This window comes from Gimesia alba (assembly GCF_007744675.1).
Classification (GTDB): Bacteria; Planctomycetota; Planctomycetia; order Planctomycetales; family Planctomycetaceae; genus Gimesia; species Gimesia alba.
In genome coordinates this window covers 5,167,441-5,189,876 of the sequence record NZ_CP036269.1, presented here as the reverse complement: position 1 = coordinate 5,189,876, position 22,436 = coordinate 5,167,441, and the positions used below count along the sequence as shown (strand labels likewise).

Genomic DNA, 22,436 nt, shown 5'->3' with positions numbered 1-22,436 from the left:
TACCTGCTGAATCACTCATGGTCAACCCGTTCCGGATTGATTTTGTCAAAATGATAGAGGAGCTTTGCTCGGATCAGGTTCGGTAAAATCGCAAAAAACGGGGCCGAATGTTACTTCGCTGCCAGACCTGCTTTTTCCTGTAATGCTTCCTTGCCCATGCGATGACAGAAATCGCCAAACAATTCGCCAGCCTCACGAGCTTCTTTGAAGTATTCCAGTAAAGGCGAGAGCCGGCTGGTGATTTCCCCCATTGGAACCAGATCGTCATAGACGAATGACAGGCGAGTTCCCAGTGAGTTGCCGCCCAGGTACAGCGTGTATTTACCAACCGCTTTTCCGACCAGTCCGATATCAGGAACATAAGGGCGGGCACAACCATTCGGGCAGCCCGTCATATTAACTGAAATTTGTTCGTCCTGCAGTCCCAGTCTCTCCAGTTCTTCCTCGAACTCAGTAATCAGATCCGGCAGTACGCGTTCTGATTCGGTAATCGACAAGCCACACATCGGCAGGGCAGGGCACGCCATTGAGAGGCGACGAATTACCGAGAGTTCATCGGCGCGTTTCATGCCATGGTCTGCCAGAATCTTTTCAATGTCCTCTTTATCCGCAGGATCAATATCACAGAAGATGACACTCTGTTTCGCAGTGATACGTGAGTTGAACCCGTAAGTCTCCAGAATCTTGCGGAGACCGGTTTTAATCTTGAGGTCTCCATCATCTTTGATCCGGCCATTTTCAATATTTACGCCGAGGAACAGTTTGCCATCCCCCTGTTCATGCCAGCCCATGTGGTCGTCAATTCCCGTGACTTCCACATCGCGGGGGGCTGTGATCGCTGAACCCAGATATTCGGCCACTTTTTCCCGGAACGTTTCAATACCCAGATTGTCGACCAGATATTTCATACGTGCCTGTTTGCGGTCTTCCCGGTTACCAAAATCGCGTTGGACTTTGACGACCGCTTCCGCAACCGCGAGCACCTGATCATTTTCAACAAAGCCCAGAGGTTTACCGAGAGCAGGGTAGGTTTTCTTGTTACTGGGAGTGACTCCCATACCGCCACCGACATAGAAGTTGTAGCCGATAATGGCATCGTCTTCGACAATCGCCAACAGGCCAATGTCCTGCGTAAAAATATCAACACAGTTGTCTTCAGGCAGAGCGATGCCAATTTTGAACTTACGCGGCAGATACGTTTTGCCGTAGATCGGTTCTTCTACCGGCTGGAACTCTGCTGCGTTAGTCTTGTTGCCTTCTTCGTCCGTGATCCACAAATCGAAGTACGATGTTGTTTTCGGTCGCAAATGCTCAGCGATCGCGTATGCCATGTCCTGCATCGAATCGAAGATCGGATTGTTTTTGTATGGGGCAGGGCATGCCATCACGTTTCGGTTCACGTCACCACAGGCGGCCAGCGTGGTTAGCTTGGAGTCATTGATTCCTTTAATGGCTGCACGCAGGTTGCCTTTAATCACACCGTGCAACTGGAATGCCTGACGTGTTGTCAAACGCACGGTGCCGTCGCCATATTGATCGCATAAATCCAACTCGGCCAGGAATTGTTCCGGGGTGACTTTACCGCCGGGAACCCGGGTACGGATCATGCAGCTATACGCTTTTCCCTTGCGGGTTCCGTCCGGATTCTTGGCTTTTCTGAGATCACGGTTATCCTGCTGATAAGTGCCGTGGTGTTTCAAGAGCTGCGTGGAATCGCCGGTGAACTCATCGCTGTCATTCAATAGTTCTTCAGCAATGGTTCCACGAAGCTGGCGGCTGCCTGCTTTGAGATGTTCCAGTTTGGAAAGCTTGGGGCCTTCTTGGGATGTCATGTCTTCAATCCTGGTTGGTATGGTCGTAATGACATTCAGAGTTCAGCTTCACAGGAAGAGTTTCTGAATGGCTGGGTAGGTTTAGTTTGAATCCAATTGGCAATCTCTGGTCGTTCAGGTACTATTCATGACTTTGAAAGACTGGATCACTCAGAATTGTAGAGATTTACCTCTACAGGAACAGCTCACTTCAGAAAAGTGAATTGTTCATTTGTACCCGGGAAAATTGCTTCCGCGTAGAGTATAAACGACTTCGATTATCTTGAATAGTGACTTTTTTCCGTCCTGCACAGCAGAGAATTTGCTGGTCGAATATCTATCATTAATGAGAAACCTCAAAAAGCAATCTATTCTGCTGTTCGCCACCGGACTGGGAATTGGCCTGATTCCCAAGGTCCCCGGGACATTCGGCAGCCTGTTAGGACCCCCGCTGGTTTTAGGGATGTTGTGGCTCAATCTCTCCTTGCCCGTTTATCTTCTGGTCTCCGTGGTCCTGTTTCTGGTGGGCGTTTACCTCTGTGATCGCGGCGCCAAAATTCTGGGCCTGGACGACCCTGGCTGTATTGTTTTTGATGAAATTGGCGCGTTTACGGTCGTGTTGCTGCCTGTCTTTGATCGGGCCATCGATCTGCGGTTCTTATGGTATTCGGTGATTGCTTTTCTCTGGTTCCGTCTGTTTGACATCTGGAAGCCGTGGCCGGTTCGATATTTTGATCGGATTCATGGCGGCTGGGGCATCATGGCAGATGACTATGTGGCCGCCATTTACGCCGCGATTTGCCTTTACCTTACATTAATTCTGTTGGGGTGGTTTTAGATTTTCGGCTGATGCGTTATGTTGTGGGCGAACTGACAATCTCGGAAGTTTTATTCAAGGAATTGACAGCGTGTCTGCAGAAATTATTGATGGCAAAGCCCTCTCCGCTTCGTTTCGTGAACAGATCGCTCAGGAAGTGGCGCAGTTCAAAGCGGAATCGCAGGTAGTTCCGCATTTGACGGCGATTCTGGTCGGTGACGATCCGGCAAGTGCCGTCTATGTTCGGAATAAAGAGCGCGCCTGTGAAAAAGCGGGCATTCAAAGTACGCTGAAACGGCTGCCCGCTGAAACGACTGAAGCCGAATTGATTGATCTAGTGCAGCAATTGAATGCTGATCCAGAAGTGCATGGGATCCTCGTTCAACTTCCGCTGCCAAAACACATCAACGAAACGGCGATTTTGGATATCGTGAATCCATTGAAAGACGTCGACGCTTTTCATCCTGAAAACGTTGGTTTGATTGTTCAGGGACGTCCTCGTTACCTGCCTTGCACGCCTTATGGAATTCAGCAGATGATCCTCTCCACCAAAATGGAGACAGGGGGAAAGCACGCGGTCATTTTAGGACGTAGTGAAATTGTAGGAAAACCGATGGCTATGCTGCTGATTCAGCGTGGTGTTGGGGCTGATGCAACCGTTACCATCTGTCACAGTCGTACTCAGAATCTGAAAGAGATCGTACGCTCGGCCGATATCATTATCGCCGCCATTGGTCAGCCCGAATTTGTGACTGCAGACATGGTCAAGCCTGGTGCGATTGTCATTGATGTCGGCATCAATCGCGTAGATGGAAAGCTCGTCGGTGATGTCGCGTTTGAATCCGTGAAAGAAGTTGCCTCAGCGATTACGCCTGTTCCCGGCGGAGTCGGGCCGATGACCATTGCCATGCTCTTGAAAAATACATTAGCAGCTGCCCGGATTCTGACTGGAAAGCTATCCGATTGAATCGAACTTCATCGACCAGGCGAAGGAGAGAATCTCTTCTGTTGGAATAGACATTAAAAAAGCTCTCCCGAAAGATTCAGGAGAGCTTTTTGATTTCATACCTTACAAGAAGGGAGAAGCAGATTACTCAGACTTCTTTTCTTCTGGCTTGGCTTCAGGTTTTGCTTCTTCTGGTTTAGCAGCATCGCCTTCAGGTTTTGCAGCGTCACCTTCTGGTGCAGCAGCATCGCCCTCTGGTTTAGCGGCATCACCTTCTGGTGCAGCTGGTGTTTCAGGAGTTTCAGCTGGAGCGGGGGTTTCAGATGGTGCTGGTGGCTCAGTAGGCTTGGTGCAACCAGTTGCGAACAGTGTCAGACCCAACAGTGTGAAAAGTGTCGACAGTAATTTCATCTCAGTTCTCCGTTTTCTCAATGGAATATCTGATTTGCAAGTATGAGAATCTCACAAACCGGGTTTGATTCAGTAATTATTGAAGGAAACCCTGTTTTCAGGCCTGTTCTCAAAAATCAAACAAGACCTCCCTATCGCCTATAAGAGGCTGTATCTCACTACTTTATTCCACAGAATTCTGAAGAATTCATAAATTATTCAAAAACCTGAAAATCGGCGTATCCACTTTAAAATCTTCGTATCAAGAACCTCTGATTCTTTGCAATTGATACAGAAAACGTGCAGATGTCTGTTTGTTTGTCTATTTTCGCCGTCTTACTTACTTTTTGTTGACATCTACAAATTACAGACCTATCTTGACTAGGTAGACCGGACAATGATTGTTCGCGCGGATTTGAAAGGAGGCTCCCATCGTATTCATCTGCAATTCAGGCATTTTGAAATCGGATGTCTGTGTTGGGGAGCAAAGTTATGAAGCTGTCTGTGTCTCTCGCGCTGATTCTCTCTCTTTCAGTCGCTGCCAATATATTTTCCGAGAACTCCGCTCCGCCGACGATCTCGGGTGGCTCCACTTCTGAACTGGTGGCTCTTAAAGCAGCGAATCAGGCGTTTGTGAAAGCCTTTAATCATCGCGATGCGAGTGCGATCGCTGAAATGTGGGATGAAGACGGCGATTACATCGATGAAACCGGCACGCATTACGTGGGCCGCGATGCGATTCATGCCGAATTCGAAAACTATTTCCATTCCAGCTACGGACGAAAAATTAAAGTGCATGCGAATTCCATTCGCTTTCTCCGTCCTGATATTGTGCTGATTGATGGCACCTCGGAAGTTGATCCTGCACCCGAAGGAAAACCGGTCGTCGGCCGTTTCTCCGCGATTCGTATTAAAAAAGATGGAAAGTGGTTACTCACTTCCGTACGTGAGTCAGCGGAAGAAGTTCCTTCGAACTACGAACATTTAAAGCCTCTGGAATGGATGATTGGAGAGTGGGTGGATCGGGAAGATTCTTCCAGCATCTATACCTCAGCTGTCTGGAGTAAGAATAAAAACTTCATTCTCCGCAAATTCAAAGTCAATCTAAAAGGCCGCATTGTCCTGTCTGGGACACAACGCGTTGGCTGGGATCCGATCAGAAAACAGATTAAAAGCTGGACCTTCGATACCGACGGCGGAGTGGCTGAAGGATACTGGTCGCAGCAAGGCAATCGCTGGGTGGTACAGAAAGTCGGTGTACTCCAGGATGGCACACGTGCGACTGCAACAAACACTTATACTTTCAAAGAAAACGACGAAGACAGTTTTCTCTGGAAATCGGAAAACCGAATAGTCGGAAACGTACACGAACCAGATATCGATCAAGTAAAAGTGGTCCGCTTACCACCTGCACTTGACTCTAAATAACTCAATTGATGACATGCCTCCTCTTTCGTGATTGAACAGGCTGAACTGATGAAAAAGATTACTGCTGTAACGATGACTTTCCTTGCGATGATGTTTATCTGCGAGCTCGATTGTTTTGCTCAGAGAGGAGGTCGCGGCGGTGGACGAGGTGGCGGCGCTTCCCGTGGCGGCAGCCGAGGTGGCGCATCACGTTCGGCGCGTCCGGCTCCCTCCAGAGGTTCGTCTTCAAGACGTAGTCCATCGATGAGTCGTCCCAGTTCTTCACGTTCATTCAGCAGGCCGTCTTCAAGTAGGCCTTCATCACGACCTTCGAAACCAGCTTCAAAGCCGGGCAAAACGCTCGATTTTTCCAATCGAAAACCCGGTTCTTCAAGGCCATCAACAAGACCAGGAAGTGGATCAGGGAATCCTGGTTTACGACCCGGAAGTGGAAGTCGGCCGGGAAGCGGAAGCCGACCAGGAACAAAACCAGGCAACAAACCCGGTGGAAGTAACCCGGGCTTATCTCCCGGCGGTGGAAACCGTCCGGGCAGTGGAAATCGACCTGGTAGCGGAAATCGACCCGGTGGCGGAAAACCAGGACTCAAGCCAGGCGATCGTCCGGGCAGTGGTCCCGGAAATCGACCAGGGAACGGTAATCGTCCTGGAAATGGCAATCGACCAGGAGACGGCAATCGCCCCGGAAATGGAAATCGCCCCGGCGGCGGAAAACCCGGATTGAAACCAGGCGGTGGCAAGCCACCCGGAAATCGACCACCGGGAAATCGTCCTCCTGGAAACCGACCCGGTTATGGAAACAAACCTTATTACCCGCCCGGATACTGGCACGGCCATCGTCCCGGGTACAGATACAATCCGTACCAGCACTATCACAGATATGGCTACCGCCCCTGGGCCTGGGCTACCTTCGGTGGTGTCGCAGCCTGGATTGGTTATAGCGCGGCAACACCTGTGATTTACAACTACTCGGTCAATGATGGCTACGTTTATAATGACGGCGTACAGGTCGCTTCCGTGAGTGAATACGAAACGCAGGCCGACCAGATCGCAGAGAGTGTACCACCACCCGATGATGCATCGGAATGGATGTCTGTTGGCGTATTCGCGATCCTTCCTGAAGGAGTCGAAGAAGTCGATGTCACCGTGCAGCTGGCAGTCGGAAAAAATGGTGCCGTCGCGGGAACCTATTACAAGAAAGACGGCGATATCACGCTGCCTCTCAAAGGTGCCATCGATGAAAAGAATCAACGCGTCGCCTGGAAAGTTGGCGAAGAAGATGCCATCACCATGGAAACCGGACTGGACAGTCTCACAAAAGATCAATCGAAAGTGATTATCTACTTTAGTGAAGGCGTTTCGGAAACCTGGAATATGCAGAGAATCGATGAAGAAACCGCCAAGCTGGCACAGCAGGAAATTCACAACGAAGATCTGAAGAGCCAGTTAGTGACTTCTTATCAGGAACTCGAAAGCAATCTGGATGATGCCTGGAAAGATTATCTGGCTTTGCCCGATAGCATGTATTCTGAAACGGCGATTCCTACGAAAACCGAACTGGAAATCGTGATCAAGCACTATCAGCAGATTCAGTCAGATTCCAAATATCAGGTTCTGACTAAACGTCCGGAATTCCAGAAAACCTATCAATTGCTCAATGATTATCTCAAAGATCTGGAACAGCAACCCGAAGTACCGGCACCGCCACCAGCAAACAGTTGATCTGTCTCAGCAGAGGCAAGTCGGATTCAATTTCCGAAACTCACAAAAGTGCCCTGGAAACAGGGCACTTTTTTTGTTGGTCCCTGTCAAACTTGAATTGAGAGGTGTCTGATGAAAAATGCCAATTTCTGTGATTTTCAATTACCCGGTAAAATCAGGGGATTTTTCCTTTGTTTTCAGGACTTTCTCACGCCGATCGATTTCGGGTTTCGTTCACCGAATCGTGAGACGGGATTACTTCACGTTGACTTTCACAATTTGAATTCCTATCTTGAATACGTGAGAAGGACAAGGATTGTTCGACTGCTCAGCAGGACGCGCCCCACGTAATGTTACTAAGCTAGAGTACTGTTAGACGACCTCTGCGCTTGAGAACAATGGCAAGAACATCGTCTCCATCTGATGCGGCTTGTTATATTTTCTCGCGATGAACGTCGTTTCTAATGAACTTCAAACACAGCCGCCAGGTTATGCCAGTGCGGTTCACCTTGCCCCACAAGGTTGATTGTTGATTGACGGAGTCTCGCTAGTCGATGCTACTCCTGCAGACAAATACGCCCTCAAATTGGTAATCAGAGCGGGAAGTGCAAAGTAACGTCCCGTGGCTGAAGCCTGTGTCCAAAACTCGTTGAATGAGATTTGTGTCATTTTAAACAGACATTGAGGGATGGCTGTTTGTTGGTCAGATCCAGCATGCGAAACGCTTCTGTTCTCGGCGACAACTGCTCTGCTTTTGCAGAACATTCGTTATGATTCAGGGCAATTTTCTTTTGGTCCTCCCAAAACAGAATTGTTGACTACAATGATACCAGTGGAATCCGAGCAGGTCAGATCTCTCTTTACCCTCTCGTGATACACGTGAAACAGGCCGGTCAGTTTTTCTCTCACTGATCGAAAAGGTGAAAAAAATGAAACAGTTTACGATTTTAATGATGACATTACTCGCGGTAATGTTTATCAGCGAACTTGATTGCTTTGCCCAGCGCGGCGGCCGTGGAGGTGGAAGTCGTAGCGGCGGAAGTCGAGGTGGAATATCACGTGGTGGCGGTGGTCATCACAGTGGAAGGTCATCAGGGAGTATGTCTCGCAGCAGTGGTCGATCGAGCAGGTACTCGGGTTCTAGATCCTCCAGGGGAAGTTCGTTTTCACGCGGCAGTTCCTCATCACGCAGGATTGCTCCTTCGTACTCGATCAGCCCGTCACGCTCAGCGAGTGCATCACGATCAGGCAGATCGTCTTCCAATCGAATTACAAGATCAACGATGCGGCCGGGGAGCGCGAGTACTTCATCCCGAAGCGGTCAGAGGAGGTCATCCAGCAATTCGATTTCATCACAGTTACGAAACAGGACCAGCAATCCGGGGTTCCGCTCCGGAAGCAGCAGCCGATCCCGATCAAACTTCTCAAACTTTAGCTCAGGTTCAAGAAACAGAGATCGAAGCCCAGGCTTGAGCCCGAGAGGAAGCCGCAGCGGATCAGGAAACCGAAGCATTGGTCGAAGTCCCAGCCTGAGCCCCAGGAGTGGCCGAAGTGGGTTTGACAATCAGAACGTTGGTCGCAGTTCAGGCCTCAGTCCGAGGGGAAGTCGCAGTGGGTTTGGAACCCAGAATTTCAGTCGCAGCTCAGGTTTGAGACCACGAGGAAATTATCATGCCCATCGCAGTCCCGGCTTGAAACCGGGAGGAAGTCGAAGGGGCGGATCTCATCGACACGGTAATGCGAACAGGTCCTATTATTATCGCCCCGGTTACTGGACTGGTTACCGACCCTGGTACGGCTTGGGATTAAGTTATGGTTATGGCTCCCGCTACAGGGGATATGGATACTATCCCTACTATCATTATCGCCGCTATGGCTACCGTCCCTGGGTCTGGACGACGTTCGGCGGTTTAAGTGCCTGGATTGGCTATAACAGTCTGGCTCCCGTCGTCTATAACTATTCAGTGAGTGATGGTTATATTTATAACGACGGCGTGCAAGTCGCTCCTGTCACGGTTTACGAATCACAGGCGGATCAGATTGCAGAGAGTGTTTCTCCGCCGGAAGATGCGGCTGAGTGGATGCCCGTCGGTGTGTTCGCCATTGTCCCGCAGGGAACCAAAGACGTTGATGTAACGGTTCAATTAGCAGTCGGAAAAAATGGTGCGATTGCTGGTACCTATTTCAACAAAGAGGGTAATATTTCATTGCCGCTTCAGGGCGCGATTGATGAAGCAAAACAACGCGTGGCCTGGAAAATCGGCGAAGAAGATACCATCACGATGGAAACCAGTCTGGATAGTTTGACCAAAGATAAATCAACGGTGATTATCTACTTTAGTGACGGCGTTTCTGAAATCTGGGATATGTTACGCGTGGATCAGGAGACCGCCAGACAGGCACAGCAGGAACTGACTCAAGACGAATTGAGAAATGCCTTGCTGAGTGCGCATCAGGAACTTGATCAGATAGTAAATGATGTGTGGAAAGATTATCTGGCTCTGCCCGAAAGTTTGTCTTCGACTGGTACCACTCCTACCCTCTCGGAACTCGAACCTGTGGTTAAAAATTATCAACAGGTTCAACTGGATTCGAAGTACCATTTGATAACAGACCGTTCGGAGTTTCAAAAAACGTATCAACTGTTGCAGGATTATCTGAAAGAACTGAAGCAGCAGAATGTTCAGGAGATGCAGAAAAATCTACCTGCACCCCCTGTCACAGCGCAACCGGTTTTAGTGGCACCGAAGCCATAGCGTATTCAAGTAACCCTTTGATAATTTCACAAAAATTCAAGAAATGCCCTGGAAACAGGGCATTTTTTACGTCTTGACCCTCCGGTGGCGATTTTGACAATGCGGAGATAAAGTCGCGCGCGAGACGAGACCCAAAATACTTGGCATATCGACAGCCTGTCGAAAACAACATCATCAAAAAGCCCTTATTTGAGCCACATTTTGCGCGTCCGACACTGACTGCTTCACTTTGAGCACCGACGCTTTGTGACGCTTCGCACGACATCATCACACTATCACAGGCGTACGTAGAGATATGATAAGCGATCAGAGGCGAAAGATTGGCGCAACCCAGCTTGACCCGGTCCCGTCGAATCATACGATGCCTGTCACTACCGACGGTGATAGAAAGGAAAACAAAGGGGAGCAGTTGATACCTGAGTTTCTGTCGTCTCATCGGAATACCTCAATTGAGAACGGTTTTGGTTTGCGCACGCGCTGATTTCTTTCACGCGTGTATTTTACAAAACCGTCGCGCCGGCACTCAGATGAAAATCGAGCAGTACTTTCTGTTATTCCGCCGGTTGCTGCTGGAGCTGTTTGGCAACCTGTTCTGCCTTTCGTAACACGCGCATCAGATTCTGTCCCATAATCTGTTTGATCTGCTGATCCGTGTATCCCCGATCCAGTAACGCCTGGGTGATCAGCGGGTAGGTGGAGACATCTTCCAGTTGCTTTGGCAATGAGGAAACGCCGTCGAAATCGGAGCCGATCCCCACGTGTTCCACACCCGCGACTTTCGCGATGTGGTCAATATGATCGACGACATCATGAATCGTGCCCGGTTTCATTTTGTGGCTGCTTTTCCAGCGATTGTATTCCCGGTTGAATTCCGTTTCATTTGGATATTTCTGCTTCAGTTCGCGGCGGACGTTAAACATTTCCGTCATCTGCCGGGCCGATTCAGGAACCACGAAGCCAGAGAAGTAATTCACCATCACCACGCCATCGTTCGCTTTGATTTTGAGCAGGATCTCATCGGGAACGTTCCGTGCATGATCGGCAATCGCCCGCGCGGAAGAATGTGATGCGATAATCGGTGCCTTGCTCACACGCAGCACGTCCTCCATTGTTTCCGGAGAAACGTGTGAAATGTCAACCAGCATTCCCAGCCGATTCATGGTGAGGACGACTTCTTCACCGAATGGGGAGAGTCCATTATTTTTCGCATCATCGGTTGCTGAATCGGCCCAGTCGAGCGAGTCGGAATGTGTCAAGGTCATGTAGCGGACGCCGAGCCCGTAAAACACACGCAGCAGAGACAACGAATTTTCAATCGAATGCCCGCCTTCCACGCCGATCATTGAGGCAATTTTTCCCGACTTGTGAATTCGTTCAATATCATCGGCCGTGGATGCCATCTCGAATGTTTCAGGATATCTCTTAATCATACGATGAATCAGGTCAATCTGTTCCAGTGTATTATGGGCGGCACGCCGTTCGAGTCGCGTTTCAGAGGGAACATATGCAGACCAGAACTGGGCGCCGACATTTCCTGTTTTGAGACGGGGAATATCCGTATGAAACTTGGGTTGAGGCTGCGAGATATCGGCCTGTTTGAATGAAGAAGCCGCCTTTTGCCGCATCGTCCAGGGGAGATCATTGTGCCCGTCAATTACCAGGCATTGTTGATGCAACTTACGTGCACGTTCTGTCAGGACGACTGGTTTGCGGGGGAAATCTTCAGCCGGTAGCGAAGCGGGAGCGAGGAACAGGGTGAAGGCAAGCATCAGAAGCACACGTTTTGCCCTGATTGTAACGGATGAGGAGTGGAATTTCATAACGTCCCTTTATTCTCCGGGAAAATACGGAATGGCGCCGTCTTTCAGAGTATCGCCGAGCTATATTAGATTACAAGCATCAAATGAGACTCTGTCTCTTTGTCAGGGATCTGACCTCAAGTGCCGAAAACAGTATTGAAGTAAATTGAGTTTCCAGTTAGCTTGATCAGATGCAAAACGAATAACTGACTGACTGTTGAGCGCTCCATGTATCGAATCCGATAACATGGACGGTTTGTCTTAAGGAAAAATAGCGATGAGCGAAAGCCTCGAAACAGTGTATTCTACCACAAACGTGATGGAAGCGGAATTTATTAAAATGACGCTGGAAGGGGAAGGAATACGCTGCATGCTCGAAAATGAACTTCAGGCAGGTTATACCGGAGTCTTTGAAGTCAAAGTCGATGTCATGTCAAACGATGTGGACCGTGCCCGTCAGGTGATCGAAGAGATTCGCGAGTCGTCCGAATCTGCAGAAGATTCATCAGAAGAAGAGTAGTCTGCCGCTAACTCTCCGGCTTTTGTGCCACAAGCAACCGTGGTGCGCTGGTCGATTCCGATCGCGCCAATATAACTTCAATTTTAAAATGACTCTCTTCCAGTTGGCGGAAACGTTTTGCCACCGCTGTCATTTCTGAATCACCCCCGGCGTGACCGGGATACGCCATTACGGTCAGGATGCCGCCAGGTCGTAACAACAACAGTGCCGCTTCGATCGCAGTCAGCGTCGAGTCTGTCTGTGTGATTTGACTATGATCTCCGCCAGGCAGATATCCCAGGTTGAACATGATCGCACCAATGCGTCCCTGGTACTCTTCAGGTATCATCTCTCGAAGTAAGCTGTGATCACAACAAACCAATTCACAGTTTGTATAACCGGATTGATGCAGTAATTCAGCCGCTTGGTTCAGCGCCACCTGTTGAATGTCGAACGCGTAAACCTGCCCCGCTGGACCCACGGTCTGACATAGAAACAGCGTGTCGTGCCCATTGCCTGCGGTTGCATCAACGGCAGTTTCACCCGGCTGTAACACAGCAGCAATCAGTTGGTGAGCTCGGTCGGTTAAGCGTGTCATTGGGTAAGATCGACTTTGCGGCTAAGGTCCAGTTGTTTGTCTAAAGGTTGTTTGCCTTCCAGCACGTCGACGAAATAATTCGCCATCCAAGGCGTTTGCAGGCTTCCCTTCGAAGCGAAGCCGTTAAAAAATCCGACTTTGTTCTGCGCGGGATGCAGGCCCATAATTGGTAAGCGGCCCCGAATCACCGGTCGGACGGCTGCCCGGTGGTCAACGACTTCGAAGGGGAGTTTGAGAAACTCGGAAAGTCGCGCACAGATTTCCTCGCGGCCGGCGGACGTTGGTTCACAGTCAAGATGTTCGCGATCATAAGTCGAACCGGCACGATACAGGTCTTCTTTCCAATGTGCCAGCCAGACTCCTCGATGCACTACGCGTCGTTCTGTCAGTCCCGGTATTTTCAAGGTAAGGATTTCTCCTTTTGCTCCTTCAAAAGGGATGCTTTGAAACCAGGGATTCTGTTGACCGTGAATGCCTTCACAAAAAATGATTCTATCAGCAGAGATATTCCAGCGAGGGAGAATCACACGCTCTGGTTCAAACTTGACATCGCTGACCGGATTGAGGTCTGCTTTCAGAAAACAATTCTGTGTGGAAAAGTGCGTGCGGGAGACACTCAGGTAAGTTGGCACATCCAGCTGCCCTCCCTGTGCCATTTCAAAGCCGCCCCGGCTCATCTCAAACGCACTTTCATCAGCCAGTGGTTGCGGTTGAGAAACCAACTGCGGGAAGTGCGTTTGTGAACGCTGCCGATATTGGTCCTGCTCCTGTTCGGAAGCAAACAGTCGCAGCATCGGCTTGAGTTCGAAAAAGTGAGAAGCGGTTTTTTGTTCAATCTGCTGATAAAAGTCGGTCGCAAACGGCAGAAAATCGTCGAGTCGCCAGGAAACCACCAGCCGCAATCCGGTGATCGGCGTGATCAGTCCCGCCGCGATTTGGGAAGAAGTGGTCGATTCACAACGGTCAAGAATTAATACCTGATAGCCACGGTGCAGCAACGTCCACCCCAGCGCCGTACCAGCCAGACCCTGCCCCACAAGGATCAAATCAAATTGTGTTTGCTGGGACATACGACAGGTTTTCTAGCTGAAATCACCAAAATTAGGACGGGGACAGAAATCCTCGTTCGCTTTGACGAAAAGGTAACTTGAGTCAGAGCCGTTTTCAATTTCGAATGGAGTGTATTATTTTGTGTACAAGATTTTGGATAAAAGATCAGTTGTGAACAAGGATGTGGATTCCGGGCGAGTTCAGGGGGACTGATCCTGTAATGCCGTTTTCTCACCTGTGATAAAAAACTGGTTAATATTCGTATTTTAACTGAAACGAAACAAGGGAGCATTTTGCGACGAAATTGACTTTTTTATAAAACCTTTTATAAAATCAGGTTTACGCAAGTGTGTATTAATGAGAGTATTTAGATATATTAAGACCACCTTCTACATAAATTAATAATTCTACTTTTTTGTGTAGTAGGTGATACTGAGGGAGTTCAAGATACTCCTCTACAACTCTTTTTTCGATCTAAAACCTAGACAACTCTTTTACGACGTCCGGTTCTCCGGGATTCTGCTTTGATCTTTGCTGCGTATATTCAGATGCTCTTTTCGAGTATTGAAAATATTTGCGTGTTGTATGGAACAGAATAATCATATCGATTTTCACTTTTTCTTATTTTATTTTATGAAGGAGAGTAGTATGAATCTGAGACAGTCACAAAGGAAAGGTTTCACGTTGATCGAGTTGCTGGTGGTGATTGCCATCATTGCAATTTTGATTGCGTTACTGTTGCCCGCAGTGCAGCAGGCGCGTGAAGCCGCCCGACGCAGTACCTGTAAAAACAATCTGAAACAACTCGGATTGGCACTGCACAATTATCATGAAACACATTCGATTTTCCCGAATGATGTGTGGACCAACGATCCAGGTGGATCAAATCCCGGCGCGCGTAACTACACCTGGATTACATTAATTCTGCCTTTCCTGGAACAGGCGCCACTTTACAATCAGATTAACTTTTCTGCGCCTCTCTTGAATCAGACCGGACCCGCCGGCCCGATTCAGGCGACCAAGCTCCCGGTTCTACATTGCCCCTCCGACCAGGATCACGATCCCAGTGCACGCGATGGTTTTGCTACCACGAACTACGCTGGATCACAGGGGTTTGACTGGTGGCAGCGACCCAACCAGATTCATACCGGAGTCTTCACTCTCAAATCGAAAGTACGCATCCGTGACATCACCGATGGAACCACGACCACGATTGCTGTCGGTGAAGTTCCCCAAAATGGTTTTGCCGGTGGCGGACGGACTTGTGGTGCAGGTCGATTGCGTGACGGTGGCGGCGAAGCCGTCTATCGGATGGCGTTCGTTGCTTCAACTCACATTGTCGTGATGAATAATGCTAACAATAATCTGCTGTTACCAGATGGAACATCGACAGGAGAAGACGGCACGTTTTACAAGACTGCTCCTTACGCCTGGGGACCTGTCTACATCGCCGCGCATTGTTTGAACTCTGACTGGCCGGGACCTGGTTCCGTACATCAGGGGGGCGCTCACTTCATGATGGCCGATGGCTCCGTCCGCTTTGTCAGTGAAAACATTGACTATCATGGTGACCACAATCAGTCTGCCGGTGCACCCAGTCTCTGGATGTCACTCAACACCATCGCTGGTGGCAGATTCGATAGTATTGTCGGAGAATTTTAATCAACACTTCAGGTTCCTCTCCTTCAGGAGAGGAACCGTTTTTCTTCACTTCCGATTCATTTAGTCTTATTCTAAGAAGGTTTTTAGAGATGTTGCGCTCTGTGAATGTCCTGACTGTCATCTTGATGCTGACCCTTTCCGGGTGCGGTGGAGGTGATGCGTCCGGCGATAAACGTACGGTGAAAACCGTTCCCGCCTCTGGTGTGCTGACTTTGGATGACAAGCCGTTTGGCCCGATTCATATCGATCTGTTACCGATTCAGAAGCAGGGAGACAACGTTCGAACTGCGAAAGCAAACGTCAACGCAGATGGCACGTTTGTCTTGGGAACCTACGAGGAAGAGGATGGTGCTGCTCCGGGTAACTATCGCGTAGTGCTGGGCAACATGGGAGAAAATTTCATGGATCCCCCACCCGCTGTCCAGGATACCCAGGTGATGGTCCCGGAAGGGGGCGGAGACTCGATCAAAATTGTCCTGAAGTCCGCTAAAGGAGATACGGGTGCAGGTAGTCTGCTGGATATGAATCTCAAAAAAGCAAAATAAGAAAAACGAGTTTGTTAATCTGAAAACTGTAGTCGGTTCTGTATCGGCTACAGTTTTTTTGTGCGCGATAACATAACGTGTTTCATTCATCTTCACCGGGAAAGAGAGTAACAACAATCATCGGTAATGCAACACCTCCCAGAAAACAGGCAATGATGATAGTGCCTTGGTACGGCCAGCTGTCGAAGTCTATCAACTCATAAAAGACATAACCCAGCATCAGCAGTGAAACAAAGATCGTTATACAAAGGACACTCCAACGGAAAAGGCGTTTGCTGGTTTTCAATAATGTAGTCTCCTTTTAGTGTTCACTCGCCGGGGTCGAGTTTCCTTTGAGCCGTCTCCAGATCAGGAAGCCGATCAGGCAGAAAATGATCATTCCGCCAATGAACACTGCAGCGTTCCGTTTCACGGTACCCCAGAGCGTGCGCCCCAGAAGACGCGTCATGAAGCGATCCGTCGCTTTGACGGGGGTATCATCCAGGATCGTATTATTCTCGGTATCGAGATCCAGGATGATGGTATTGGCTGGTAATTTCAAAGGCTCACCTTTACTCACAGAGTCATTTACCGCGATCGATTTGATTTGGAGCGTCTGGATGCCTCCGATACCAAACGGCGTATGTCTCCAGGTCCGTTTTTCTCTGTATGTTTCTTCGGTTGGATGAAGTGTGATATGCTTATGCATGATCTTGAACGGATACCAGCCGGCGCTTTCTAAGTTCTGGTAGTCATCGAAAAAAATAATTTTCAACGGAACCGCTTCCTTGCGTGAGTTGGTTGTTGAATGATTCCGAAAAAATTCGATCTGTGCGGCGAGATTGGACACGATTTCCGGAGTTAAATTCTCAATGGAATGGTCGTCGATGCACTGCATCAGTGAGCTCCATTGTGGCATTGCTCCTTTGGATACATCCAGCGCGACAAACTGAAATTGCATGTTGTCAAATGGTTTAATCAGTAACTGAAGAGGGCCGCCGGTCTCGGGGATCCAGCTTCCGAATGACTGGATTTTTTCTGGTTCGTCCCAGAACGTATTCCAATGAGTCGAAGATTCCGTTTTTAGAAGCCCTGATTCCAAGAACAAAGGTAGTGGTGCTTGCCTTGTGTCCCAAATCGTTTTGGAGCATGCAACAGGGTACGTGCTATTGACATAAGGATAAGGTTCAAGGCAAAGCCATCCTCCCTCTACTTTTCGTTGGACATGCTGAAAATCGCCGCCGGTGAAGGACTTCAAACCGCGCGCCACTGCAGATTTCTGGCGAAGATCATTCATTTTCGCGTTCTGATACAAGTGGAGATCCCATTGTTCGGGCGTCATTCGGAAGAAAATATGTTCGTGTTCTATGATGGCTCTCAACTCCAGTTTTCTCATCATCTCTCTGTGTGCGATAAACTGCTGCTTTGCTTCCTGGAAACTGGAGCCGGGGGATGCCTTTGCTTCGATAATCCGAATAAGCTCAACAGGCAAGTCATCCACCTGTAACTGTTTCTTCAAGTAATCGATCTCGGCATCGATACTGGCAGGGAGCTCATCGGAATGACCCCAGTGGTAGAAACAGTCAAGTTCCATTGCGACAAAGGACGCGTGATTCTGCTGATAGATTGTGAACAGTTCGTCGACGGAGAAATCGGCTTTACCTGGAGCTATAACAGCAAGCATCGACAGTAGATAATAAACAGCCATGATTTCCCCTCAACGATTCCGCAGCCGATCTATTTTGATGCTCACTCTCCAATGCAGTACAGAAACTCCTGACGTTTACCGGACGCGCGGCTGGCAGCGCGATGGAAAATTTGATTGCCGCAGATCGCTGGCGTCGCGAAACCTTCATCGCCGAGTTGGTTTTCTGCCACCAGTTCGAATTTGGCAGGATTGGCCCGAAAGACGAATGTTTTTCCCTTTTCGTTCGTTAGGTAAATATTTTCGTTAGCCAGTACAGGCGAGGAAGAGACTTTCCCGCCCAGGCGGCTTTTCCACTGTTCCTTTCCCGTTTGTGCGTTCCAGCAGTATGCGATGCCGTTATCGTCGACCGCATACAGATATCCTTTGTAGGCCAGCATCGATTGCTCATAACATTTCACTCGATTCGTCCAGACGATTTTTCCGGAACCGTCGGCTTTGACGGCCATCGTCCCTTTTAAAGGAAATCCGCCACTGGTGAAGACCAGATCCTTGTCCCAGACCATGGTTCCGCAACTGACGAGCCACATCGCCGGGGCAGACCAGAGATCGCGTCCGGTCTGGGGATCAAAACTGGCGACTTTCGCGTTGCCGCTGAGCAACATCTGGTCGCGGCCCGCGAGCCGTGCCACGATGGGGGTGGAAAAATTCATCTTCTCCGGCCGTTTGATGCGCCAGGCTTCGCGGCCCGTTTGCTGGTCAAAGGCTGCGATAAAACCATTCTTTTCGTATTCTGATGTGACAATCACATTTCCCTGATACAGAATGGGCGAGGGGGCATAGCCAAACTGATATGCTTGTGGCAGATAACCGCCGGCTTTGATCTGCCACCGCTGTTTGCCCTCCAGATCCAGTGCTGTGAGCTGAATCCGATCGAATTGCGGAAAAACGGCGAAGATTGATTCCCCGTTCGAAGCCAGTGTCGGTGAAGCGTGTGTATTTTTCTGATGAATCTTAGGGGCAAAATCTCCCTGACTGACATCGGTTTTCCAGAGCTGTCGCCCCGTTGCCCGATCAAAACAGACCACCGATTGAATTTGTTTCTCTTCATCCGCAGTGGAAATCAGAACACGATCATTCACCACAATTGGTGAGGAATGCCCCCGACCAGGCAGAGGTGCCTTCCAGCGGATATTTTGGGACTCACTCCATTTGATGGGAGGTGTTTCACCCTCGGCCGCGATGTTATTTGCATTCGGACCCCGCCAGACGCGCCAGTCGTCTTCTGCAGATGCAAAGTTAGTGATCAGGCAGAGCATTAGAATGCAGTTTAACCAGTAGCGGGAGATTTGTAGGCACATCGGAAGACCTTTTTGTGTTTGGAAGAATCGCAGATGATAAATAGCGAGGCACAGTTGTGTTTCTTTATTGTGGTCGCGCTGGCGAGATGGTGCAAGGAGTTTCAGCGGGCTTCTTGAAGTCCTGAAAAAATGAGGACCTGGTACAAAAATGTTCAAATGCTTCAGGGGGAAGGCATTCTGACTTCTTTACTGATTCTTTGGTGGTAGCGTTTTTAGTACGTGACAGACTGGCCTGGAGTTTGTTAGAATGTCCTCGACCCAGATCACGTTGGTGGTGCGCCAGCATTTCGATTCACAGTTCTCGTGATATCAACGTGTTTGAAGCAGGCAAATCCTTCAAGTCATTTTTTTTTCGTCGTGACACAACCTGTCATTTCATGAATGCTGCATTCAGGGCGCATGGATTGTGCTTCACGGGTGGGTCAGGCGAGAGCAGAAGGCGGGCCAGCATGATTTTTGTTAAAGATCTCACGCGAATATTCGAAGCGAGAAATCAGGATGTTCTCGCAGTTGACCAGATCTCGTTCCAGGTAGAGCAGGGGGAAGTCTATGGTTTGCTGGGACCCAATGGTGCCGGCAAAACAACGACGCTCCGCATGATCCTGGGGCTGTTGAAACCAACCAGCGGTGATGCGGAAGTCGAAGGCTTTCTGGTTTCAAGTCATCCTGATGAAATCAAACGGCGGGTTGGTCTGGTCTCGACCAGTGCGGGCCTCTATCAATGGCTGACGCCGCGCGAGATTCTTTCCTTCTTTGCCGACGTGTATGGAGTTCCCCGCGTCCAGGCAGAAGACCAGATTGAAAAACTGTCTCGGTTGTTCGATATCAATCCCTTTCTCGATCGTCGTTCTGCCACCCTGAGCACGGGGCAAAAACAACGTGTGAACCTGGCACGGTCTTTAATTCATGATCCTCCCGTGATGTTGATGGATGAACCAACGCGCGGCCTGGATGTTGTAGGCAGTAAAGTGATTTTTGATTACATCGATCTGCTGCGCGATGAAGGTAAAGCCGTGATTGTCTGCACCCATCGGCTGGATGAAGCAGAGCAACTCTGTGACCGTTTCGGGTTGCTGCACAATGGTAAAAAGAGCTATGAAGGAACCCTGGCTGAACTACAACAATGCACGTCCTGTCAAACATTAACACAAATCTTCCTGCAACTGCTCGATGCGCCCGTTGAGCCAGCTGAATCGATTCCCACTGCGCAACGGGAGTTTATTTAATGGCGTCTCCCTATGATCAGGATTCTGATGACCGCATCTACACTCCCACTCCCTCGTTTCGTTTTTCAGGATTGCTGAAAAAAGAGTTGCGAGAAATATTGCGCGATCGTCGGACGGTCATCACACTGATTTTAATGCCCTTGCTCGTTTATCCGCTACTTGGGCTCATGCTGCAGAAGTTTTTATTGAAGCAAGTGACTCAAGTCAGTGAAGTTGAATATCGCGTTGTGTTTCCCAACGATTCGGAAGCACAATTGTTTCGCGCCCTGTTCAACCAGGGTGATGCGATGCTGGCCGAGAAAGAAAATTCAAAATCGGCAGAATCAGAGTCTGAATCGGAACCAATGCAGGGGATGCTGTCAGCCTTCCAACAGGTGAAGCCGGTCATGAAATTCATGATCGCAGAGGAAAGCGGGAAAAATTCGAATCTCTCCAAGCTGGTCAGTGAAGGGTCCGTCGATGTCGGCGTACGCTATATTCCTCTCGAAGTGGAGAATAGCAAAACCAAACACAAACAGACCAGCGGTCGATTCGAAATCATTTACGGTGCACAATCGCCACATAGTCGACGTGCCGCTGAATATATTGAGGACCGTTTGCAGGCCGTCCGTTGGAACTATCGGAATCAATTACTGAAAAATCTGGGAGAAAGCAATCTCGTCCCCTTTGAAACGACTGTGGCGACTGTGAAGTCTGAGACTGAGCAGGCGTATTCACTAGTGACGATCGTCCCCTTGATTTTAATCCTGATGACCATGACCGGTGCTGTCTATCCCGCTATCGATCTGACAGCCGGTGAACGTGAACGCGGGACGTTGGAAACATTGATCGCAGCCCCACTCCCGCGGATGTGGATTCTGTCTGCCAAGTTTTTTGCTGTGCTGGTCGTGGCGATTCTGACTGCGCTCGTGAACATGACGGCGATGCTGGCGACCGCGTATGCTAACGGGCTGGAAAGCGTCTTATTTGGCGAAGGGATGACGCTGTTAATTATTCTGGAAATCCTGTTGTTGCTGGTGATTTTTGCTGCTTTCTTTTCTGCGGTGCTATTGTGTATCACCAGCTTTGCCCGCAGCTTTAAAGAAGCCCAGGCATATTTGATTCCGTTGATGTTGATTTCAATGGCGCCCGGCATTTTGGGAATGGTGCCTAATTTAAAGATGACATTGATCTGGGCGGTCGTTCCTTTAGCGAACATTGTGCTGCTTAGCCGAGATTTTCTGCTGCACGAAGCCCAGCCTCTGCTGTTTTTTGTATCCGTGTTTTCCACGCTGTTTTACGCAGTGGTGGCGCTAAGTCTCGCGGCACGAATATTTGGCACCGATACGATTTTATATCAAAGCGAAACCTCCTGGTCTGACTTTTTCAAGCGGGCAAAAAAAACACATCTCGTGCCTGCTTTGAATAATGCCATGCTCTGCCTGGCAGTCATGTTTCCAGCATTTATTCTCTCTGCTGCATTCGTCAGCCGCCTGGGAGGAATCACATTCTCGCAACGTCTGCTGGTTTCGGGCACACTCACATTCTGCCTGTTTCTTTTGATCCCGCTGCTGTTTGCCTGGCTGGGCGGTGTGAAACTGAAATCCGGATTTCGCTGGTATCGACCTAAGGCGCTGTCCTGTCTTGCCGCGATATTACTCGGCTTGACACTCTGGCCCTTCGCATATGAAATCGAAATCATGGCGCTCTCCGATGCGCGAGTCGAAACACTTTCCAAATTATTTGAATCCATGAAACTGGAGCTGTCATCAATTCCCTTATGGGTCAAACTGGTCTCGCTGGCGGTATTACCTGCTGTATGCGAAGAGCTGTTTTTTCGAGGGTATCTGTTAAGTTCGCTCTTGAATCGCTTTTCAACGAACGGAGCCATTCTGGCCTCGTCCTTTCTGTTTGCGCTGTTCCATGTGATCGTGCGCGATTCGCTGTTCATCGAACGCTTCTTCCCCAGTTTCTTCATGGGGCTGTGTCTGGGATACGTGAATGTGATCTCGCGCAGTGTGATTCCCGGCATCCTGCTCCATATGATTCACAACGGTTTGTTAATCACTATCGCCAGTTATCAGGATACGCTTTCCCGCTGGGAGATCAATCTGGAAAATCAGAAGCATCTCCCGATCTCCTGGCTTGGTGGCTCGCTGTTGATTGTGGTTGCCGGCTTTGTTCTGGTTTACATTAGCAATCGCGGAGAACCAGCTCCGGCGACCGATCCTTCCGCGGCTTGAACAG

22 protein-coding genes are annotated in these 22,436 nt (G+C 49.3%); 12 read left to right on the top strand and 10 right to left on the bottom strand.

The window, feature by feature from the left end; all coding sequences use genetic code 11:
* Positions 1-110: 110 nt before the first annotated feature.
* Positions 111-1,832, bottom strand: coding sequence for an NADPH-dependent assimilatory sulfite reductase hemoprotein subunit (locus tag Pan241w_RS19400; protein WP_145219028.1), 1,722 nt, complete (start codon positions 1,830-1,832; stop codon positions 111-113).
* 325 nt (positions 1,833-2,157) lie between these two features.
* Here Pan241w_RS19400 and Pan241w_RS19395 point away from each other — a divergent pair, with 325 nt between their 5' ends.
* Positions 2,158-2,649: a phosphatidylglycerophosphatase A family protein gene (locus Pan241w_RS19395; protein WP_145219026.1), complete on the top strand. Its 492-nt coding sequence runs from the start codon at positions 2,158-2,160 to the stop codon at positions 2,647-2,649.
* Positions 2,650-2,719: 70 nt separating this feature from the next.
* Positions 2,720-3,595, top strand: coding sequence for a bifunctional methylenetetrahydrofolate dehydrogenase/methenyltetrahydrofolate cyclohydrolase FolD (gene folD / locus Pan241w_RS19390; protein ID WP_145219024.1), 876 nt, complete (start codon positions 2,720-2,722; stop codon positions 3,593-3,595).
* Positions 3,596-3,718: 123 nt separating this feature from the next.
* Here folD and Pan241w_RS19385 read toward each other — a convergent pair whose 3' ends face one another.
* Complete coding sequence (locus tag Pan241w_RS19385) at positions 3,719-3,985, bottom strand: hypothetical protein (RefSeq protein ID WP_145219022.1); 267 nt, start codon at positions 3,983-3,985, stop codon at positions 3,719-3,721.
* 471 nt (positions 3,986-4,456) lie between these two features.
* Here Pan241w_RS19385 and Pan241w_RS19380 point away from each other — a divergent pair, with 471 nt between their 5' ends.
* A complete protein-coding gene (locus Pan241w_RS19380; RefSeq protein ID WP_198000028.1) occupies positions 4,457-5,392 on the top strand; it encodes a YybH family protein in 936 nt (311 codons plus the stop codon).
* Positions 5,393-5,511: 119 nt separating this feature from the next.
* Here the strand turns inward: Pan241w_RS19380 and Pan241w_RS19375 are convergent, their stop codons facing one another.
* Complete coding sequence (locus Pan241w_RS19375) at positions 5,512-5,745, bottom strand: hypothetical protein (RefSeq protein WP_145219018.1); 234 nt, start codon at positions 5,743-5,745, stop codon at positions 5,512-5,514.
* 41 nt (positions 5,746-5,786) lie between these two features.
* On the opposite strand from Pan241w_RS19375, the gene Pan241w_RS19370 reads away from it, so the two are divergent.
* The 4 genes from Pan241w_RS19370 (at position 5,787) to Pan241w_RS19355 (ending at position 9,846) form a co-directional block, all read left to right on the top strand.
* Complete coding sequence (locus Pan241w_RS19370; RefSeq protein WP_145219016.1) at positions 5,787-6,113, top strand: hypothetical protein; 327 nt, start codon at positions 5,787-5,789, stop codon at positions 6,111-6,113.
* Entirely contained in the window at positions 6,110-7,111 is a 1,002-nt protein-coding gene (locus Pan241w_RS19365) for a hypothetical protein (protein ID WP_145219014.1), read from the top strand. The genes Pan241w_RS19370 and Pan241w_RS19365 overlap by 4 nt, the downstream gene beginning before the upstream one ends.
* Positions 7,112-8,086: 975 nt before the next feature.
* Positions 8,087-8,563 carry a hypothetical protein gene (locus Pan241w_RS19360; RefSeq protein WP_198000027.1) on the top strand — a complete coding sequence of 159 codons (477 nt, stop codon included), beginning with the start codon at positions 8,087-8,089 and terminating at the stop codon, positions 8,561-8,563.
* Between the two features lie 176 nt (positions 8,564-8,739).
* Positions 8,740-9,846, top strand: coding sequence for a hypothetical protein (locus Pan241w_RS19355; RefSeq protein ID WP_145219010.1), 1,107 nt, complete (start codon positions 8,740-8,742; stop codon positions 9,844-9,846).
* Here Pan241w_RS19355 and Pan241w_RS19350 read toward each other — a convergent pair.
* Together Pan241w_RS19350 and Pan241w_RS19345 are read right to left on the bottom strand one after the other, a co-directional pair.
* The gene (locus Pan241w_RS19350) at positions 9,809-10,282 is read right to left on the bottom strand and encodes a hypothetical protein (protein WP_145219008.1); all 474 of its coding nucleotides are present in this window, start codon (positions 10,280-10,282) and stop codon (positions 9,809-9,811) included. The genes Pan241w_RS19355 and Pan241w_RS19350 overlap by 38 nt on opposite strands.
* A gap of 115 nt (positions 10,283-10,397) precedes the next feature.
* The gene (locus tag Pan241w_RS19345) at positions 10,398-11,615 is read right to left on the bottom strand and encodes a dipeptidase (protein ID WP_145219006.1); all 1,218 of its coding nucleotides are present in this window, start codon (positions 11,613-11,615) and stop codon (positions 10,398-10,400) included.
* Positions 11,616-11,922: 307 nt separating this feature from the next.
* Here Pan241w_RS19345 and Pan241w_RS19340 point away from each other — a divergent pair, with 307 nt between their 5' ends.
* Entirely contained in the window at positions 11,923-12,165 is a 243-nt protein-coding gene (locus Pan241w_RS19340; RefSeq protein WP_145219004.1) for a putative signal transducing protein, read from the top strand.
* Between the two features lie 7 nt (positions 12,166-12,172).
* Here Pan241w_RS19340 and Pan241w_RS19335 read toward each other — a convergent pair whose 3' ends face one another.
* The gene (locus tag Pan241w_RS19335; protein ID WP_145219002.1) at positions 12,173-12,742 is read right to left on the bottom strand and encodes a class I SAM-dependent methyltransferase; all 570 of its coding nucleotides are present in this window, start codon (positions 12,740-12,742) and stop codon (positions 12,173-12,175) included.
* Complete coding sequence (locus tag Pan241w_RS19330; RefSeq protein ID WP_145219000.1) at positions 12,739-13,812, bottom strand: NAD(P)/FAD-dependent oxidoreductase; 1,074 nt, start codon at positions 13,810-13,812, stop codon at positions 12,739-12,741. The genes Pan241w_RS19335 and Pan241w_RS19330 overlap by 4 nt, the downstream gene beginning before the upstream one ends.
* 628 nt (positions 13,813-14,440) lie before the next feature.
* Here Pan241w_RS19330 and Pan241w_RS19325 point away from each other — a divergent pair.
* Both Pan241w_RS19325 and Pan241w_RS19320 read left to right on the top strand, forming a co-directional pair.
* Positions 14,441-15,454: a DUF1559 domain-containing protein gene (locus Pan241w_RS19325; protein WP_145218998.1), complete on the top strand. Its 1,014-nt coding sequence runs from the start codon at positions 14,441-14,443 to the stop codon at positions 15,452-15,454.
* 89 nt (positions 15,455-15,543) lie between these two features.
* Positions 15,544-15,999, top strand: coding sequence for a hypothetical protein (locus Pan241w_RS19320; RefSeq protein ID WP_145218996.1), 456 nt, complete (start codon positions 15,544-15,546; stop codon positions 15,997-15,999).
* An 82-nt stretch (positions 16,000-16,081) separates the two neighbouring features.
* On the opposite strand, the gene Pan241w_RS19315 is transcribed toward Pan241w_RS19320, so the two are convergent.
* Genes Pan241w_RS19315 through Pan241w_RS19305 form a run of 3 tightly spaced genes read right to left on the bottom strand, consistent with a single transcriptional unit; the run spans position 16,082 to position 18,984 of the window.
* Positions 16,082-16,285 carry a hypothetical protein gene (locus Pan241w_RS19315; RefSeq protein ID WP_145218994.1) on the bottom strand — a complete coding sequence of 68 codons (204 nt, stop codon included), beginning with the start codon at positions 16,283-16,285 and terminating at the stop codon, positions 16,082-16,084.
* 15 nt (positions 16,286-16,300) lie between these two features.
* Positions 16,301-17,686, bottom strand: coding sequence for a hypothetical protein (locus tag Pan241w_RS19310; protein WP_145218992.1), 1,386 nt, complete (start codon positions 17,684-17,686; stop codon positions 16,301-16,303).
* A 41-nt stretch (positions 17,687-17,727) separates the two neighbouring features.
* Positions 17,728-18,984, bottom strand: a complete 1,257-nt coding sequence (locus Pan241w_RS19305) for an outer membrane protein assembly factor BamB family protein (RefSeq protein WP_145218990.1) — start codon at positions 18,982-18,984, stop codon at positions 17,728-17,730.
* Between the two features lie 449 nt (positions 18,985-19,433).
* Between Pan241w_RS19305 and Pan241w_RS19300 the strand changes: the two genes are divergently transcribed.
* Together Pan241w_RS19300 and Pan241w_RS19295 are read left to right on the top strand one after the other, a co-directional pair.
* Positions 19,434-20,210 carry an ABC transporter ATP-binding protein gene (locus tag Pan241w_RS19300; protein WP_145218988.1) on the top strand — a complete coding sequence of 259 codons (777 nt, stop codon included), beginning with the start codon at positions 19,434-19,436 and terminating at the stop codon, positions 20,208-20,210.
* On the top strand, positions 20,210-22,432 hold the full coding sequence (locus Pan241w_RS19295) for an ABC transporter permease subunit/CPBP intramembrane protease (protein ID WP_145218986.1): 2,223 nt from the start codon (positions 20,210-20,212) through the stop codon (positions 22,430-22,432). Before Pan241w_RS19300 ends, Pan241w_RS19295 begins: the two co-directional genes overlap by 1 nt.
* Positions 22,433-22,436 lie beyond the last annotated feature (4 nt).

Excerpts from the sequence above, each read along its gene's own strand:
- Pan241w_RS19400 (WP_145219028.1), bottom strand. The coding sequence starts at position 1,832 with ATGACATCCCAAGAAGGCCCCAAGCTTTCCAAACTGGAACATCTCAAA.
- Pan241w_RS19395 (WP_145219026.1), top strand. The coding sequence starts at position 2,158 with ATGAGAAACCTCAAAAAGCAATCTATTCTGCTGTTCGCCACCGGACTG.
- Pan241w_RS19385 (WP_145219022.1), bottom strand. The coding sequence starts at position 3,985 with ATGAAATTACTGTCGACACTTTTCACACTGTTGGGTCTGACACTGTTC.
- Pan241w_RS19380 (WP_198000028.1), top strand. The coding sequence starts at position 4,457 with ATGAAGCTGTCTGTGTCTCTCGCGCTGATTCTCTCTCTTTCAGTCGCT.
- Pan241w_RS19350 (WP_145219008.1), bottom strand. The coding sequence starts at position 10,282 with ATGAGACGACAGAAACTCAGGTATCAACTGCTCCCCTTTGTTTTCCTT.
- Pan241w_RS19345 (WP_145219006.1), bottom strand. The coding sequence starts at position 11,615 with ATGCTTGCCTTCACCCTGTTCCTCGCTCCCGCTTCGCTACCGGCTGAA.
- Pan241w_RS19340 (WP_145219004.1), top strand. The coding sequence starts at position 11,923 with ATGAGCGAAAGCCTCGAAACAGTGTATTCTACCACAAACGTGATGGAA.
- Pan241w_RS19335 (WP_145219002.1), bottom strand. The coding sequence starts at position 12,742 with ATGACACGCTTAACCGACCGAGCTCACCAACTGATTGCTGCTGTGTTA.
- Pan241w_RS19330 (WP_145219000.1), bottom strand. The coding sequence starts at position 13,812 with ATGTCCCAGCAAACACAATTTGATTTGATCCTTGTGGGGCAGGGTCTG.
- Pan241w_RS19325 (WP_145218998.1), top strand. The coding sequence starts at position 14,441 with ATGAATCTGAGACAGTCACAAAGGAAAGGTTTCACGTTGATCGAGTTG.
- Pan241w_RS19320 (WP_145218996.1), top strand. The coding sequence starts at position 15,544 with ATGTTGCGCTCTGTGAATGTCCTGACTGTCATCTTGATGCTGACCCTT.
- Pan241w_RS19310 (WP_145218992.1), bottom strand. The coding sequence starts at position 17,686 with ATGGCTGTTTATTATCTACTGTCGATGCTTGCTGTTATAGCTCCAGGT.
- Pan241w_RS19305 (WP_145218990.1), bottom strand. The coding sequence starts at position 18,984 with ATGTGCCTACAAATCTCCCGCTACTGGTTAAACTGCATTCTAATGCTC.
- Pan241w_RS19300 (WP_145218988.1), top strand. The coding sequence starts at position 19,434 with ATGATTTTTGTTAAAGATCTCACGCGAATATTCGAAGCGAGAAATCAG.
- Pan241w_RS19295 (WP_145218986.1), top strand. The coding sequence starts at position 20,210 with ATGGCGTCTCCCTATGATCAGGATTCTGATGACCGCATCTACACTCCC.